Raw genomic sequence first — 15,868 nt, forward strand, 5'->3', positions numbered from 1 at the left:
GCTTGCCTCCCACACCCTAGGCACAGCCGGTGAACTGCGAGACTGTTCCCATGACGGAGACGACGGTCGGCATCGGCGGCGCGGCGGAGAGCACCGACATGGTGCTCAACATCGGCCCGCAGCATCCCTCCACGCACGGCGTGCTGCGGCTGCGTCTGGTCCTGGACGGCGAACGCATCCAGCACGCCGAGCCGGTGGTCGGCTATATGCACCGCGGCGCCGAGAAGCTCTTCGAGGCGCGCGACTACCGCCAGATCATCATGCTCGCCAACCGCCACGACTGGCTGTCGGCGTTCTCCAACGAGCTCGGGGTGGTGCTCGGTGTCGAACGGATGCTGGGCATGGAGGTCCCCGAGCGGGCCGTCTGGTCCCGTACGCTCCTCGCCGAGCTGAACCGCGTCCTCAACCACCTGATGTTCCTCGGCTCGTACCCCCTGGAGCTCGGCGGCATCACGCCCGTCTTCCACGCCTTCCGCGAGCGCGAAGAGCTCCAGAACGTCATGGAGGAGATCTCCGGCGGCCGGATGCACTACATGTTCAACCGTGTCGGCGGCCTCAAGGAGGACCTCCCGGCCGGCTGGCTCGGCCGGACCCGGGACGCCGTCGCCGCGGTCCGCTCCCGGATGGACGTCTTCGACAACCTGGTCCTCGGCAACGAGATCTTCCGCGGCCGGACCCGCGGCGTCGGTGTGCTCGCGCGCGAGGCGGTGCACGCGTACGGCGTCTCCGGGCCGATCGCCCGCGCCTCCGGTGTCGACTTCGATCTGCGCCGCGACGAGCCGTATCTGGCGTACGGCGAACTTCAGGACACTCTCCGGGTCGTCACCCGCGAGGAGGGCGACTGCCTGGCCCGCTTCGAGTGCCTGCTCGACCAGAGCCACAACTCCCTCGATCTCGCCGACGCCTGTCTGGACCGGCTCGCGCAGCTGCCGCCCGGCCCGGTCAACCAGCGCCTCCCCAAGGTCCTCAAGGCCCCGGAGGGCACGACCTACGCCTGGACCGAGAACCCCCTCGGCATCAACGGCTACTACCTCGTCTCCAAGGGCGAGAAGACCCCCTACCGCCTCAAACTCCGCTCCGCGTCGTACAACAACATCCAGGCGCTGACGGAGCTGCTGCCGGGCACCCTGGTCTCCGACATGGTGGCCATCCTCGGCTCACTGTTCTTCGTCGTCGGCGACATCGACAAGTAGCGCGCGGAGCGCGCATTGCGCTGGCCCCACTGGCTTGAATCAGTACCTTGCCCCTCTCTCGTTCCGCTACGTAACTTCGCCCTCACCCACCGCACTTGGACACGGCACCGCCGTGCCCGGTGCCCAGGAGAGGAGATTGCGTGACCGAGCCCATCGAACCGTCCTCGTTCATCACCGAGACGAACCGCGCGGCGAAGGACACGCTGCCGTTCGACGACAGCACCGATTACCGCGACGCGCATCGCGGACTGCTGGCCGTACCGGACCAGCCCTACATCGTCGCGCGCGACAACCCGGAGCGCGTGGTGTGGAGTTTCGCCGACTACGAGTTCCTCGCCGATGCCGAGGAGGTGCCCGCCACGGTCAACCCGAGCCTCTGGCGGCAGGGCCGGCTCACCTCCGTCGCCGGGCTGTTCCACGTGACCGACGGCATCCACCAGGTCCGCGGCTACGACCTCTCCAACATGACGATCATCAAGGGCCTGGCCGGTCTCGTCATCATCGACCCGCTCGCCAGCCGGGAGACGGCGTACGCCGCGCTCAAGCTCTACCGGGACACGACCGAGGACCAGAGCCCGGTCACCGGCGTCATCTACACGCACTGCCACGTCGACCACTTCGGCGGCGTGCGCGGCCTGTTCGGGGAGCAGGGCGACGCCGTCCCGGACATTCCCTTCATCGCCCCCGACGGCTTCCTCGAACACGCCGTCAGCGAGAACATCTACGCCGGGCCCGCGATGGCCCGCCGCTCCGCGTACATGTACGCCGCCGCGCTGGACAAGGGCCCCACCGGGCAGGTCGGTTCGGGTCTCGGCCTGACGGTCTCCACCGGCGAGGTGACCCTCATCCCGCCGAACCAGAGCATCACCACCGCCACCGCCACGCCCCGCGACCAGTGGCAGGCCGCGGACCGGATCCCCTGGCGCCCCGGCCTCACCCGGCTGGTCGTGGACGGCGTACGGCTGATCTTCCAGCTCACGCCCGGCACCGAGGCCCCGGCGGAGATGAACATCTATCTGCCGGAGAAGCAGGCCCTGTGCATGGCGGAGAACGCCACGCACACCCTGCACAACCTCCTCACCCTGCGCGGTGCCCAGGTCCGCGACCCGCACGCCTGGTCCACCTATCTCACCGAGGCTCTCCAGACCTTCGCCGAGCACACCGAGGTGGAGTTCGCCTCCCACCACTGGCCCACCTTCGGCAACGACCAGATCATCGAGTTCCTCAGCAGCCAGCGGGATCTGTACGCGTACCTCAACGACCAGACGCTGCGCCTGATCAACACCGGTTCGACCGGCATCGAGGCCGCCGAGGATTTCGAACTCCCCGCCTCCCTCAAGACGCAGTGGTACAACCGCGGCTACTACGGCTCGGTCAGCCACGACGTCAAGGCGGTCTACCAGCGCTACATCGGCTGGTTCGACGGCAACCCGGCGCACCTGTGGAACTACCCGCCCGCCGAGGCCGGCCGCCGCTACCTCGACGCCATCGGCGGCGTGGATTCCCTGCTGGCCAAGGCGCAGGAGGCGTACGACAACGGCGACTACCGCTGGGTGGTGGAACTGACCAATCACGCCGTCTTCGCCCCCGGCGTCACCGACGAGTACGCCGGCCGGGCCAAGGACCTCCAGTCGCAGGCGCTGACGCAGCTCGGCTACGGCTCCGAGAACGGCACCTGGCGGAACTTCTTCCTCACCGGCGCCAAGGAGGTCGTCGAGGGGCCCGGCGGCACCCCGACCCAGCCCGGTCTCGACCTCGTCCAGAGCCTCAGCCTGTCCCAGGTCTTCGACACGCTGGCGCAGACCGTCGACGGTCCGCGGGCAGGCGCGGAGCAGTCCGCGCCGATCTCCTTGCAGTGGCATGTGACCTCGCCGCAGCAGCAGGGCGTGACGACCACGCTGCGCAACGGCGCCCTGATCCACGTACCGGGCAAGGACCTGCTGGTCGCCAAACCGCAGGCGACGATCACGCTGACCCGGGATGCGCTGGACAAGGTGCTGATCGCGGCGGCGGTGGCCAAGGGCGGCTTCAAGGAGGCGTTCGAGGCGGCGGTCGCGGAGGGTGCGGTCTCCGTCACCGGCGACGACCCGACCGCCCCCTCAACGGTGTTCGGCTATCTCACCAAGCCCGACACCAACTTCGCCATCGTGACGCCGTGAGGCGGTGCCGCCATGACGCCGTGCTGCCGTGACGCGGTGGCCCTCGTTGTCGTGGCGCGGTGACGTGGCGCGGTGACGCGCGTCGGGCCCCGGTGCCAGATATGTACCTTGGCGCCGGGGCCCGCTTCATCCACAGCCTGTGGACAAGGTGGGGACGGCCGGTATCCGATATCCGGCATCCGAGAACCCGGAACCCAGAGCCCGGAGCCGGGAGTTCTCCCGGAACGGAGAAGCCGGTACAGCGGTCACAGGCCGGTCAGTCTGTCTGCGTGCCTGCCGGCCGGCAGGCAGGCACGCAGACAGCTCAGTCGTTCTGCACGCCCTCGGGAAGCTTGCGGAGCTTCACCTCCGTATGCGTGTGGAACGCGTAGTCGAGCATCTTCGTCGCGTCCGGGTAACGGTTGGTGTTGTCGTTGAGGATGGTGCCGACGACGGTCCGGTTGCCCCGCTTGGCCGCGAACACCAGGCAGGCACCGGCCTTGGTGCCGGTACCGGTCTTGACGCCGATGGCGCCCTGATAGGAGCCCAGCAGCTTGTTGGTGTTGTACCAGGTGTACGTCCGGTTGACGTTGGCGGCCTTCTGCTTGGTGCTGGTCGCCTTCACGACGGTGGCGAACGAGCCGTTGCCCAGCGCGTGGCGGGCGAGTTGGGCCAGGTCGCGGGGCGTCGTGTAGTTGCCGCCGTGCGTGGAGATGCCGTCGAACGAGTCGTACTTGGTGTTGCGCAGCCCGAGCGCCTTGGCGCGGGCGTTCATCTTGTCGATGAACGACTTGGTGCGCTTGGCCTCCGTGTTGCCGCTGCCGAAGGTGTCGGCGAGCGCGTACGCGGCGTCGCAGCCGGACGGCAGCATCAGCGCGTACAGCAGCTGGCGGACCGTCAACTGGTCGCCGGCGCGCAGGTCCGCGGTGCTGGCGCCGTTACGGGCGACGTAGTCGCGGTAGGACTTCTTGACGGTGACCCGCTTGTTCAGGTCGACACCGCGGGTGTCCAGGACCACGACCGCCGTCATGACCTTGGTGGTGCTGGCCATCTCCCGCTTGGTGTCGGCGGCTTTGCCCCACAGCTGGCGGTTCGCCCCGCTGTCCAGCAGGTAGGCACCCAGCGCTTTGACTCCCGAGGGCCCGCTCGCGGCCTCGGCCGTGGACGCGGGCAGGGCAACGGCGATCGCCGCCGTGGACGCGGTCAGCGCAACTCCCCAACGCCGGACCGTGTTACCCCCACAAAGCTTCATTGACGCTCCATTCCGTCGATGTCACGTGGCTTGTCGTGCCGGTACACAACACGACACAGCACGACATGCCATGGCATGCCACTGGATTGATCGACATCGCCTGAGATCACTTGGGTTTGCTTGGCATCGCTTGAGATTGATGAGGATTGCCGGAGAATGCCGGGTATTTCCTCGCGCAATGTGGTGAAGCGAGCGAATACTGCCACTCAAGGCACCCGGACAGGAAACGCAAGATCAATGGCGTTTCGGACCGCGTCAGATTGCTTCCGGGTTGCCGTCGGGTTGAGTTCAGGATGGTGCGGTTTCTGCCCGGGGTTGGCTGTGGGTGATCGGGGGCGGGTACGGCCTTCGGGGGTCTCCGGAGGAACTCCGGGGCGATCCAGGAGGGGGATCCAGGGGGCGCCCCCGGCGAAGGTCCCGCCTGGACGAGCTCGTCCGCACCCGTGCGGCACCGTTCCGCGAACAGGGGGCGTGGGGGCGGCGCTCCCCTGCCGTCACTTCTCGGGTTGCTCGGGTTGCCGAGACCGCTGGGACCGCCAAGACCGCTGGGGTTGCCAGGACTGCTGGGGCTGCCAGGACTGCCGGGGTTATGGGGTCCGGCAGGACGGCTGGGACCGATAGGGCTGCTCGGGCTCCTGGGGCTGCTCGGACTACCGGGGCTGCTCGGTACGGGGCGACTTCTGGACGGCGTCGTGGTCCTGCCAGGCGTAGAAGGTGCCGTCGACCGTGGCGCCCGACCAGGTGCCGCACTGCGTATCGACCTTCGCCGCGAGGTCCTTGGGGAACCAGTCGGCCGCCAGCTTCGGCTTACCCTGCGCCTTCGCCGCCCCCTTGCCGGTGACGCATTCGGCGGGCAGCCCGGCGTCCTTGAACTTGGCCGCGATCAGCCGGTCGTCACCCGTCGTCGAGAAGACGTACTTGATGTCCGTGGCGTCGTCCGACAGCCAGCGCGGCATGGAGGTGCGGGCCTTCTTCGCCTCGGCACCGGTGGCGTACTCCGACCGCTGCTCGTGATGGTCGAAAGGGTTCCACGAATCGGAACCGGAGCAGCCGGTCAGGACGGCACCGGCGGCCAGCGTCACGGCGGCCACTGCCAGCGGACGGGCGGCGGGGCGGGCGAGTACGCGGGCTCGGGCTCGGGAGAAAGTGCGCAGGGAATTCGGCACGGGGGTTCCTTCCGGAAGCGACGGCGGGTGCCTCAATCCTTGCGGCGGATCGGCGGCCGACCGTGCTACCGGGGGAGGTTCTTGCCCGTATGCCTTTGGTCCCACCGCATCCGGCCCCCACCCTCCACAGGAGTACCCGGCGGGGGCCGGAAGACAGACCCGGAGACCTGAGGAGAGAGAACCGGCGGACGGAGGCGGCGGAGAGCTGGGGTGGTGGAGAGCCGAGGTGGTGGAGAGCCGAGGGCTCAGGAGATGGCGCTGCGCAGTACGGCGACGTCGAACTGTTCGGTCTCGTCATGCGCGGTCAGGTCGATGACCTCACCGACACCATCGGCCGGCCTGCCGCCGGGTGCCTTGCCACCTGGCGCCGCGGCTGCTGCCGCCTCGTCGCCGGCGGCCACGTCCTTGTCCTCGTCCTTGTCCTCGTCCGCCACGACGGCGTCCGGCTCGCGTCCGTCCCCCTGGGCGTCCACACTCGCCTGCGCACTCGCCGCGTGCGTACGAGCCTCGGTAAGGGCCGGCGGGGCCGGCGTACGAGCCTGCGCGCGGGCCGACTGCTCGGCGAGTGCTTCGTCGCCGACGACATCGGCCAGGTCGTCCTCCAGCGGCGCGGTGAGCTGACGCCGTTCGGCGGCCGCGTTGCCGAAGAAGTCGAAGCCGCCGAGCGCACGGGAGGTGACGGGGCGGGGCACGGCGGGCGCCGGGATGACGGCGGCGGCGGCCGGAATCCGGCGGAGCGCGGGCACGGCAGACGTGTTCGTACGGGCGTGCCGCGCACCGTTCGCCAGCCGCGCGGCGACCGCCCCGGACTTCTCCTGGCCTCCCGCACCATCCACAGCATCCGTACGGTCCGCAGCGCCCGAACTGCCCCGGCCGCTCCGGTCGTCCTGCTCACGCCGGTCGTCCTGCCCGGTACGGCCGCCCGGCTCGCTACGGCCACCACGGCTGCTCCGACCGCCAGGTACGTCCTGACGGTCCTCGCTCTCGGCACCGGCCGCACCACCGGAACCGGCCGCACTGTCGATCTGCCCCGCGCCGTCGAACCGACCCGCGTCATCGGACCGGCCCGCACCGTCGAACCGTCCACCCTCACGACGGGCCGCGCCGTCGGACCGGGCGCCACCCTCGCGACGGACCGCGCCATCGGCACGACGCGTCGGACCATCGGGATGGACCAGGCCGGCTCGGCCAGGCGCACCGTCCTGCCGCGCCGCACCGTCGCGAGAGGCCGTGTCATCGCGAGGGGCCCCGCCACCCGGACCGGCCGCGCCGCCCCGGGTCTTCGCACCGTCCGGCGTCCGCAGGGCCTCCTGGGCCCGGTCGCGCTGGCGGGCGGCGCTGCCGACCAGCCGCCGCAGCGCCTCGTCGGCCTGCGCGAACGCGGCGGTGCCGAGCCGGCCGTCCGACACCAGGCTGCCCCGGCCGTCCCGCTCCGGACCGCCCTGTTCCGAGCCGTCGTCCGCCGGACCGTCAGCGTCGGCGGGCGGCAACGCCGGGGCCGAGGAGGTACCCGGGGCCGCCGCCTCGATCTCCAGGAGACGCCGGCCTTCCAGCGCGCTGGCCCGCTCGGTCTCCGCGGTGGCGTAGCGGCGCAGCAGTTCGGCGTGCTCGCTGCGCAACCGGGCCAACTCGGCACGCTTGGCCCGGAGTTTGGTATCCAGCGCGGCGCGGATCTCGCGGGCCTCCTCGACATCCGATTCGAGCTCGGCCACCCGCTCCTCGGTCCGCCACTCCTCGCGCGTCCGGGCGCGACTGAGCTCGGCGACCTGCTTGCCGGCCTTACGGTCCCAGGTCCGCAGCAGGACCGCGCCGCCGACCGCGGCGGCCGCCGCGCCCGCGGCGAGCACGCGCTGTGTGAGGTCGTCGCCGACGAACCACGCTCCCGTGGCGCATGCGATCGACGCACCGGCGACCGTCGAGGGAGGAAGCAGCCGGTGGAGGGTTGGTGAATGGCGGTGGCGTCCTCGTGGCATGGCCAGAAACTTACCGTGCGTGCGGGACCGATGGGGCCCCGCACACCGATCCGTTTCCCTGTGGTTACTTCTTGATCAGATCTTTGGACTTCAGATATGCCTGCGCGACATCTGCCGGCTTGAGTCGCTCGGCATCGACCTTGCGGTTCAAGTCGATCAAGTCCTTGGTCGTCAGCACCGCCGTGAGCTTGCCGAGAGCCGTCTCGATCTCCTTGTCACCGGCCCTCTTCGCATTCACCACCGGCAGCACATTGTCGGCGTTCTGGAGCTTCTTGTCGTCCTGGAGGAGCACCAGACCGAAGTTGTCGAGCGTGGCGTCCGTGGTCGTGGTGAGCACCAGTTGATCCGTGCCGTCCTTGACCGCCTGCTTGGACTGCGGGGTGCCGACGCCCTTGGGGTCGAGGCCCGCGATGTCCATGCCGTACGTCTTCTCCAGGCCCGGCTTGCAGAAGGGCCGCGTCTCGCACTCCTCGCCCGACGCGAGTTTGATCTTCTGCTTCGACGCGCCCAGGTCGGAGAGCGTCTTCAGCTTGTGCTGGTCAGCGAATTCCTTGGTGACCGCGAAGGCGTTCTGGTCCGTGGCCTCGCCCACCGGCAGCACCTTGAGACCGCGCGGCTCGGCGAGCTTCTTGAGCGCCGTCACGGTGTTGTCTATGTCACTGGAGGCGACGGGCTTCGCCTTGGGGCCGTTCTGCTTCGCGTTGAGGAATTCCGCGAGAGTCGAGGCGTATTCCGGCACGACATCGATCTGGCCCTTCTCCAGAGCCGGTTCATACAGCTCCCGATTGGCCAGCGTCTGGACGCTCGTTCGGTAACCCGCTTCGTTAAGGATCTTGGAATACATCTCGGCGAGCACCTTCGACTCGGTGAAACCGGCCGAGCCGACGACGATCTCGCCCTTCCCACCACCCTTGCTCTTGCTGCCGCCTTTGTCCTCCAGGCTCTCGCCACCGCACGCGGCCAGCCCGGCCGCCAGCGCGATCACTGTGCCCGCGACAAGCGCGGTGCGCGCCACGCGCGACTTGCTGCTCATGGAATTCACCATTCAGTTCGTTCGGTCAGATCTGGTCTGGTCTGGTGCTGGGTGGAGCGTGCCGAGTGCGGTCAGGTGGGTGAGGTGGTGATCGGAAACGGGGACCGGTATCGGGACCGGGTAACGGGGCTGGGTACAGGGCCGGGTAACGGTGGCTGGGTAACGGAGACTCGGTGTCGAAAGCCCGGGACCAGGGCCCTCATCGGGCCACCGGGGACCGGACCACTCCGGACCGCTACGGACCGGACCGGACCGCTCGGCAGCATGGCAAAGTCGGGGCACCGCGTCAGGCGAGTTTTCCCGACGCGACCGCATCCCCACCGCGGCCGGACCCACCGGTCACACCAGGCACGCCCAGCCCGCGGGGCTCACCGGACCTCTGGGCCGCGCCAACCCCGCCCGGCCCGGCCGACCCCTCGGGCGCACCGGGCACACTGGAGCCAGAGCCGGTGCCGGAGCCCGTCCCGGGACCCGCATCGCCGCGCCCCGTACCCCCTGCCATGCCTCGCGCCGCCGTACGGGCCCCGCGCCGCCGCCCCCGCATCGGGTCGAAGAACCGGTCCGCCAGGACGAGGGCGCCCTCTACGGCCAGCGCCAGCACGGCCACCAGCAGCGCGCCCGCGACCACCTGCGCGGTGTCGTAGTTGCCGAAGCCCGCGGTGATGATCCGGCCCAGACCCCCGCCGCCGGCCAGTGCCGCCAGCGTCGCCGTGGCCACCACCTGCACCGTCGCCGACCGCAGGCCGGTCATGATCAGCGGGTAGGCGAGGGGTATCTCGACCCGCAGCAGGAGCTGCGGCCCCGACATGCCCATCCCCCGGGCCGCCTCGATCACATCGCGGTCCGCCTCCCGCATGCCCACATAGGCGTTGGTCAGCAGCGGCGGCACCGCGAACAGCACCAGCGCGATGATCGTCGGCCAGTCCCCGTGCGTCCCCAGCGGGCTGAGCGTCAGGAGCACCAGCACCGCGAAGGTCGGCACCGCCCGCCCGACGTTGGAGATATTGACCGCCAGCGCCCCGCCCTTGCCGATATGCCCCAGCCAGAGGGCCACCGGCAGGGCTATCAGGCAGGAGATGACCAGGCACAGCGCGCTGAGGTAGACATGCTCGCCCAGCCGGTGCCATACGCCCTTCTCCCCGGCCCAGTTGGCGGCCGTCGTCAGCCACTGCCACGCGCCCGTGATCGCGTCCATCGCTCAGGCCACCGCCTTCGTCGTGCCCGCCCCGCGCCGGGCCCGCGTCCTCGCCCGCGTCCGTGTCCAGGGCGTCAGCAGCCGCTGAAGGCCCATCAGCAGCAGGTCGGCCAGCAGCGCCAGCAGTACGCACAGCACCGTCGCCGTCAGGACCTCCGCCTTGAAGAAGCCCTCCATACCGCTGGCTATGAGATTGCCCAGACCGCCGTAGCCGACGACCGAACCGATCGTCGTCATGGCCACCGTCGAGACCGTCGCGATCCGCAGACCGGCCACCATCGCGGGGAGCGCCAGCGGGAGTTCCACCTCGAACAGCAGCCGCGCGGCGCCGTACCCCATCCCGCGGGCCGCCTCCCGCACCTCGTCCGGCACCGCCGTCAGCCCGGCGAGGATGTTCCGCACCAGGATCGTCAGCGAATACATCACCAGACCGGTGATCACCACCGCCGCCGAGACCCCGAAGACCGGGGTCAGCAGCGCGAACATGGCCAGGGACGGGACGGTGTAGAGCACCGTCGTCAGCCCCAGGACCGGCCCCGCCGCGGCCCGCCAGCGCCGGGCCACCAGCGCCAGCGGAAAGGCCACCAGCAGGCCGATGATCACGGATACGGCCGTGATGCCGATGTGCTGGACGGTCGCGTCCAGCAGCTCGTGGCCACGGGTGCGGACGTACTCACCGCAGATCCAGTCGTTCGCCTGCAAACAGCTCTGCTCAGCGGCCTGCGCGACCGTAAGAGCGCTCGGTCCGGCGTCCATCGTCGTCACCTCCCCCGCCCTGTCGCTCACAATTTCGGTGACTGTCTGCGACCCTATCCCCCACCACTGACAATCGGCCCGGCCCGCCATCCACTCGACACACCGCGTTCACGACCGCCTGCCCACAATGGGGAATCATGATCCGCTTCGACCACGTCACCAAGAGCTACGCCGACGGCACCACCGCCGTCGACGACCTCTCCTTCGAAGTCGCCAAGGGCGAACTGGTCACGCTCGTCGGACCCTCGGGCTGCGGCAAGACCACGACGATGAAGATGGTGAACCGGCTCATCGAGCCCACCAGCGGCACGATCTACCTCGACGGTGACGACATATCCGCCATCGACCCCGTCGAACTGCGCCGCCGCATCGGCTATGTCATCCAGCAGGTCGGGCTCTTCCCCCACAAGACCATCCTGGACAACACCGCCACCGTCCCGCACCTCCTCGGCTGGCCGCGCAAGAAGGCCCGTGCCCGCGCCGCCGAGCTCCTCGACCTGGTCGGCCTGGACCCGGCCACCTACGGCGACCGCTACCCCGACCAGCTCTCCGGCGGCCAGCGGCAGCGCGTCGGCGTCGCCCGCGCGCTGGCCGCCGACCCGCCCGTGCTCCTCATGGACGAACCGTTCGGCGCCGTCGACCCGGTCGTCCGCGAGCACCTCCAGAACGAGTTCCTGCGGCTCCAGTCGACGCTCCACAAGACGGTGCTCTTCGTCACCCACGACATCGAGGAGGCGGTCCGGCTCGGTGACCGCATCGCCGTCTACGGGGCGGGGCGCATCGAGCAGTTCGACACCCCCGCGACGGTCCTGGGCGCCCCCGCGACCCCGTACGCCGCCGAGTTCGTCGGCGCGGACCGCGGGCTCAAGCGGCTCTCCGTCACCCCCGTCGAGACCGGCGACCTCGAACAGCCCCCGATCGTCCACCTCGACGACGAGGTGCGCCACGCGGCCGGCCGGCTGTCCGCCGACGGCGCCCCCTGGGCGGTCGTCCTCGACGCCGACGACAATCTGCACGGCTGGGTCTCCGCGGCGACGCTCACTGGGGCGGCCGCGGCCGGGGGCAGCACCGCCGCCGGGAAGGACACCGCCACCGCAGCCGCCGCGGACGGCGCCCCGCGGGGTGCCACCGTCCGTGCGCACGCCCGGCGGATGGACGCGTGGCTGCCGCTCGGCGCCCCGCTCAAGCAGGCGTTCAGCACGATGCTCCAGTACGACGCGGGCTGGATCGCCGTCCTGGACGGCGACCGCTTCCTCGGCGTCCTCACCCCCGCCAGGCTGCACGAGGCGCTGCGCCGTTCCACCACCGCGGACGCCGCGAACATCGCCCGCGACGAGGTGTCGCTCGACACCGTCCACGACGTCTGATCCGGGCGGCCCCGGGGCGGCCGGTACGGGGACGGCCGACGCGGGGCGCGCGCACGGACAGCGGGCACGGGGCGCGGGCCACGGCACCGCCGCGGCCCGCGCCGGGCGCATCGGCCGCGGGCGCCGTTACGCCGGCGTCGCGCCCGCGTGGTCGTCGTCCTCCGGAAGCTTGCAGATCCGTTCGAGGAAGAGTGCGGCCGCGACCACTGCCGCGCCCGCCAGGACCGAGAAACCGGCGTAGATCGCCTGGTCCCGGCGCGTCGCGACGTCCAGCCCCGCGGTCAGCAGGAAGACCCCGACGCCGCCGTACAGCCCGGCGACCAGCGCCGCCACCAGGGCGCTGGCCTGCCCGAAGACCACCGCACGGGCGGCCACCAGCGGATCCACGCCCTTGGCGCCCGGCCGGCGCTCGCGCTGTGCGCGCAGCCGGGAGCGGATCGAGAGCGCGGTGGCGGTCAGCACGGCGGCGATCAGTGCCAGCACGATCGGCGCGGCCACCGGCACTCTCGGGAGTGTGCCCAGCGAGTCCCACAGCCGGGCGCCCGCCCAGGCCAGCGCCCCGGCCGCCAGGAAGAGCCCGACCAGCACCTTGATGTGTAGCTGCTTCACCGAGCGATCGCCCTTCGCACCGTCATGGCCGTTCCGTCCGTTCCCCATACATGTGTGCCGTTTCCATGTATGCATGCCATCCGGAGGCGTTCCGTACGCATCCGCGGGCACCCGCGCCGAACGCGAGCGGCCCACATCCTTTAACGGCTACTCCGGCAGCCGCAGTTCCAGGTCCGCGCGCGGCACCACACCCTCGTGGCCGACCGCCGCCAGCAGCTCGGCCACCGCACCGCGCCCGGGGACGACCGCCTCGGGGTCGATGTCGTGCCACGGCACCAGGACGAACGCACGCTCATGGGCCCGCGGGTGCGGCAGCGTCAGCTGCGGGTCGTCGGAGATCACGTCCTGGTACGCCAGGATGTCGACGTCGATCGTGCGCGGGCCGAAGCGCTCGTCCCGTACCCGCTCGAAGGCTTCCTCGATGGCGTGCCCGCGCTCCAGGAGGGAGGACGGCGGCAGGGTCGTCTTGATCAGCACCACGGCGTTGAAATACGTGGGCTGCGAACCGGGCTCGACGCCCCACGGCTCGGTCTCGTACACGGGGGAGACCGCCTTGACCCGCAGGCCGGGGGTGTCCTCCAGGGCGTCGATGGCACCCTGGAGCGTCTCCAGGCGGTTGCCGAGATTGCTGCCGAGGGAGATCACTGCGCGTTTGGGGTTGGAGAGCGTCACATCCGCGGCGTCCACGCGCTCCACGACGGAGGCGGGCACCGGCTGTACGGTCGGGTCGCTGCTGGTGTTCATACTCGGCTCCGGGTGATGGTGATGGTCACGTCGTCGAAGGGGACGGTGATCGGCGCGTCCGGCTTGTGCACCACCACCTCCACCTCCTGTACCCCCTCGTGCTTGAGGCACTGATCGGCGATCCGCTCGGCGAGGGTCTCGATGAGGTCGACCGGCTCGCCCTCCACGACGGCCACCACCTCTTCGGCCACGATCCCGTAATGCACGGTCTTCGCGAGGTCGTCGGAGGCCGCCGCCGGGCGGGTGTCCAGACCCAGCACCAGATCGACGAGGAAGGTCTGGCCCTCCTCGCGCTCCCGGGGGAACACTCCGTGGTGCCCTCGGGCCTTCAGGCCACGCAGCGCGACACGATCCACGCGAATCACTCCCACTGGTCTCACTGGCACTTCCGCACCACTGAATCGTCGGAAATTCCGGGCACGCACCAGTCAAACCCGGCGCACAGCCCCTCTCGTTTATCGAATCTACCTGCGAGCACTGACAACGCTCGCCCATGGGGGCTATGGACAACGCCCCGTAGTGCTGCTAGCCGGCCGGGAGGTCGCCCGCGCGGCCTCTTACCCCTGTCCCCACACCCCACCCCTGCCCGTCCCCGACTTGGCTCGAACGGGTGCGCCCCGGTCACCCCGCTGACCCCTGCCGCTGACCGGTACGCGGCGCCGGGGCGGCAGGCCCCGGGCGCCCCGGACGGCGCGGCACGGGCCCGGCGAAGAGGACCGGTTCACACCCCGCCCGGCGCCCCCGCCCCGCCTGCCGGACCGGACGCGTCCCCGTCCTCCCCCTCGTCGCCGTCGCCGTTCCCGTCGTCCTCGCGGTCCGCCAGCACCGGCGACCCGTGGTGCGACCACACCCGCCAGCCCGCTTCCGTACGCCGGAAGACATTGGTCGCCACGACCAGTTGGCCGATCAGCGGGCCCACCGAGCCGTCCTCCTCGGCGGGTCCGCCGCTGAGGATGTTCTCGGTGCACGTCACCAGCGCGGTGTCGCCGATGACGTCGATCTCCACGTCCGTCAGAAAGAACTGGATGTACTCGGTGTTCGCCATGATCAGGGCGTACGAACGGAGCACCTCGCCGCGCCCGCGCAGCACCGGCCACCCCGGGTGCACCACGCTGACCTGGCCTTCCAGCCAGAGCTCGGACAGCGCCTCGTGATCGCCGCGCTCGATGGTCTCGTACAGGGTCGTGTTCGCCTGTTCGACCAGCTCGATGTCCGTCAGTGGGCCCAAGCCGCTCACACCGTTCCCGTCACGTTGGTCGCGTTGACTGCCGTGTCCGCCGGGCCCGCCGCCGTACGCGCCGTGCCCGTCGTCCGTCTCGTGCCCGTCGTAGGTACCGTGCTCGTCATTCCTGTCGTCCCCCCCGTGCTCCCGTACCAGCGGTGCCGGCCGTTCCGGTCACCGTGCTCTGCGCCGCGCCCTCCACCGCACGGGCCACCCGTACGGCGTCCGCGCTGGCCCGGACGTCGTGCACGCGCACCGCCCAGGCCCCCTCGCGCGCCACGATCGCCGACACCGCCGCCGTCGCGGCGTCCCGCTCCCGCGCGGGCGGCGGAGCGGCTCCCACGCCGCCCGCCAGCACTCTGCCCAGGAACCGTTTCCGCGATGCGGCGACCAGCAGCGGCCTGCCCAGCGCCCGCAGCCGCGCCAGCTGGGCGACCAGGGCGAGATCGTGTCCGGCGTCCTTGGCGAAACCGAGGCCCGGGTCGATCACGATCCGCTCCGGGTCCACCCCGCCGGCCACCGCGCGCTCCATGCTCTGCGCCAGCTCGTCGACGACCTCCGTGACGACGTCGGTGTAGACGGCACGGTTGTTCATGTCGATGGACCGGCCGCGCCAGTGCATCACCACGAACGGGACGTACGCCGCGGCCACCACCGGCACCATCGCCGGGTCGGCGGCGCCCCCGCTCACGTCGTTGACCAGCCGCGCACCGGCCTCCACGGCCTGCTCGGCGACGCTCGCGCGCATCGTGTCGACGGACACCACGACACCGGCCGCGGCCAGTTCCCGGACGACCGGGACGACCCGGCGCAGCTCCTCGGCCTCGTCCACCCGCGCCGCGCCCGGCCGGGTCGACTCGCCGCCCACGTCCACCACGTCGGCGCCCTCGGCCACCAGGTCGAGGCCGTGTTTGACCGCGAGTTCCGGATCGAACCACTCGCCGCCGTCGGAGAACGAATCGGGTGTGACGTTGACGACGCCCATCACCGCGCAGCGGTCCCAGTCCGGCAGTCCGGCCACCCGGCCACGCAAGGTACTCATGGCACAAGCCTAGGGCGTGTCGTCACGGTGGCGCCGCTCGCCCGGAGGGCGGGGCCCGCGGCGTCCGGTGCGGTGCGTCGTACGGCGGCGGGGCACCCCGGTACCGGGTGTGCCGGGGCGGGCGCCACCGTGCCGACGCGCCCCAGGGCGTGCGCCGGCCGGGCGGACGGCCATCCGC

Annotated in this window: 14 protein-coding genes and 1 pseudogene; 3 read left to right on the top strand and 12 right to left on the bottom strand. The window is 70.8% G+C overall.

Features of this window, described 5'->3' with window-relative positions:
• The first annotated feature begins 50 nt into the window (after positions 1-50).
• Both ACLJWH_RS34670 and ACLJWH_RS34675 read left to right on the top strand, forming a co-directional pair.
• Positions 51-1,193 (top strand): NADH-quinone oxidoreductase subunit D, encoded by a 1,143-nt coding sequence (locus ACLJWH_RS34670; RefSeq protein ID WP_411145769.1) that lies wholly within the window; start codon positions 51-53, stop codon positions 1,191-1,193.
• A gap of 140 nt (positions 1,194-1,333) precedes the next feature.
• Positions 1,334-3,352, top strand: coding sequence for an alkyl/aryl-sulfatase (locus ACLJWH_RS34675; protein WP_411145770.1), 2,019 nt, complete (start codon positions 1,334-1,336; stop codon positions 3,350-3,352).
• Positions 3,353-3,656: 304 nt separating this feature from the next.
• On the opposite strand, the gene ACLJWH_RS34680 is transcribed toward ACLJWH_RS34675, so the two are convergent.
• The 7 genes and pseudogenes from ACLJWH_RS34680 to ACLJWH_RS34710 all read right to left on the bottom strand — a co-directional run bounded on the left by ACLJWH_RS34680 (position 3,657) and on the right by ACLJWH_RS34710 (position 10,706).
• Complete coding sequence (locus ACLJWH_RS34680; protein WP_411145771.1) at positions 3,657-4,583, bottom strand: D-alanyl-D-alanine carboxypeptidase family protein; 927 nt, start codon at positions 4,581-4,583, stop codon at positions 3,657-3,659.
• Positions 4,580-4,789, bottom strand: a complete 210-nt coding sequence (locus tag ACLJWH_RS34685; protein ID WP_411145772.1) for a hypothetical protein — start codon at positions 4,787-4,789, stop codon at positions 4,580-4,582. The genes ACLJWH_RS34680 and ACLJWH_RS34685 overlap by 4 nt, the downstream gene beginning before the upstream one ends.
• Before the next feature lie 444 nt (positions 4,790-5,233).
• Positions 5,234-5,749, bottom strand: coding sequence for a hypothetical protein (locus ACLJWH_RS34690; protein ID WP_411145773.1), 516 nt, complete (start codon positions 5,747-5,749; stop codon positions 5,234-5,236).
• Between the two features lie 245 nt (positions 5,750-5,994).
• Positions 5,995-7,722, bottom strand: a complete 1,728-nt coding sequence (locus ACLJWH_RS34695; RefSeq protein ID WP_411145774.1) for a hypothetical protein — start codon at positions 7,720-7,722, stop codon at positions 5,995-5,997.
• Positions 7,723-7,786: 64 nt separating this feature from the next.
• Positions 7,787-8,755: an ABC transporter substrate-binding protein gene (locus ACLJWH_RS34700; RefSeq protein WP_411145775.1), complete on the bottom strand. Its 969-nt coding sequence runs from the start codon at positions 8,753-8,755 to the stop codon at positions 7,787-7,789.
• Positions 8,756-9,182: 427 nt separating this feature from the next.
• Positions 9,183-9,950 (bottom strand): annotated as a pseudogene (locus ACLJWH_RS34705) (ABC transporter permease); the annotation flags it as partial.
• Between the two features lie 3 nt (positions 9,951-9,953).
• Entirely contained in the window at positions 9,954-10,706 is a 753-nt protein-coding gene (locus ACLJWH_RS34710; protein ID WP_411145776.1) for an ABC transporter permease, read from the bottom strand.
• A 137-nt stretch (positions 10,707-10,843) separates the two neighbouring features.
• On the opposite strand from ACLJWH_RS34710, the gene ACLJWH_RS34715 reads away from it, so the two are divergent.
• On the top strand, positions 10,844-12,073 hold the full coding sequence (locus ACLJWH_RS34715; RefSeq protein ID WP_411145777.1) for an ABC transporter ATP-binding protein: 1,230 nt from the start codon (positions 10,844-10,846) through the stop codon (positions 12,071-12,073).
• A 126-nt stretch (positions 12,074-12,199) separates the two neighbouring features.
• On the opposite strand, the gene ACLJWH_RS34720 is transcribed toward ACLJWH_RS34715, so the two are convergent.
• The 5 genes from ACLJWH_RS34720 to folP all read right to left on the bottom strand — a co-directional run bounded on the left by ACLJWH_RS34720 (position 12,200) and on the right by folP (position 15,690).
• On the bottom strand, positions 12,200-12,682 hold the full coding sequence (locus tag ACLJWH_RS34720) for a DUF3180 domain-containing protein (RefSeq protein ID WP_411145778.1): 483 nt from the start codon (positions 12,680-12,682) through the stop codon (positions 12,200-12,202).
• Between the two features lie 147 nt (positions 12,683-12,829).
• Positions 12,830-13,426 carry a 2-amino-4-hydroxy-6-hydroxymethyldihydropteridine diphosphokinase gene (folK, locus tag ACLJWH_RS34725; RefSeq protein WP_381682195.1) on the bottom strand — a complete coding sequence of 199 codons (597 nt, stop codon included), beginning with the start codon at positions 13,424-13,426 and terminating at the stop codon, positions 12,830-12,832.
• Positions 13,423-13,782, bottom strand: a complete 360-nt coding sequence (folB, locus tag ACLJWH_RS34730) for a dihydroneopterin aldolase (RefSeq protein WP_052861500.1) — start codon at positions 13,780-13,782, stop codon at positions 13,423-13,425. The genes folK and folB overlap by 4 nt, the downstream gene beginning before the upstream one ends.
• Before the next feature lie 365 nt (positions 13,783-14,147).
• Positions 14,148-14,654 (bottom strand): nuclear transport factor 2 family protein, encoded by a 507-nt coding sequence (locus ACLJWH_RS34735; RefSeq protein WP_411145779.1) that lies wholly within the window; start codon positions 14,652-14,654, stop codon positions 14,148-14,150.
• A gap of 115 nt (positions 14,655-14,769) precedes the next feature.
• Positions 14,770-15,690: a dihydropteroate synthase gene (gene folP, locus ACLJWH_RS34740; protein WP_411145780.1), complete on the bottom strand. Its 921-nt coding sequence runs from the start codon at positions 15,688-15,690 to the stop codon at positions 14,770-14,772.
• Between the last annotated feature and the right edge of the window lie 178 nt (positions 15,691-15,868).

Source organism: Streptomyces sp. x-80 (genome assembly GCF_046549095.1).
Classification (GTDB): Bacteria; Actinomycetota; Actinomycetes; order Streptomycetales; family Streptomycetaceae; genus Streptomyces; species Streptomyces celluloflavus.

What these genes read in the sequence shown, in the direction of transcription:
- ACLJWH_RS34670 (WP_411145769.1), top strand. Translation starts at nt 51, where the DNA reads ATGACGGAGACGACGGTCGGCATCGGCGGCGCGGCGGAGAGCACCGAC.
- ACLJWH_RS34680 (WP_411145771.1), bottom strand. Translation starts at nt 4,583, where the DNA reads ATGAAGCTTTGTGGGGGTAACACGGTCCGGCGTTGGGGAGTTGCGCTG.
- ACLJWH_RS34695 (WP_411145774.1), bottom strand. Translation starts at nt 7,722, where the DNA reads ATGCCACGAGGACGCCACCGCCATTCACCAACCCTCCACCGGCTGCTT.
- ACLJWH_RS34700 (WP_411145775.1), bottom strand. Translation starts at nt 8,755, where the DNA reads ATGAGCAGCAAGTCGCGCGTGGCGCGCACCGCGCTTGTCGCGGGCACA.
- ACLJWH_RS34710 (WP_411145776.1), bottom strand. Translation starts at nt 10,706, where the DNA reads ATGGACGCCGGACCGAGCGCTCTTACGGTCGCGCAGGCCGCTGAGCAG.
- ACLJWH_RS34715 (WP_411145777.1), top strand. Translation starts at nt 10,844, where the DNA reads ATGATCCGCTTCGACCACGTCACCAAGAGCTACGCCGACGGCACCACC.
- folK (WP_381682195.1), bottom strand. Translation starts at nt 13,426, where the DNA reads ATGAACACCAGCAGCGACCCGACCGTACAGCCGGTGCCCGCCTCCGTC.
- folP (WP_411145780.1), bottom strand. Translation starts at nt 15,690, where the DNA reads ATGAGTACCTTGCGTGGCCGGGTGGCCGGACTGCCGGACTGGGACCGC.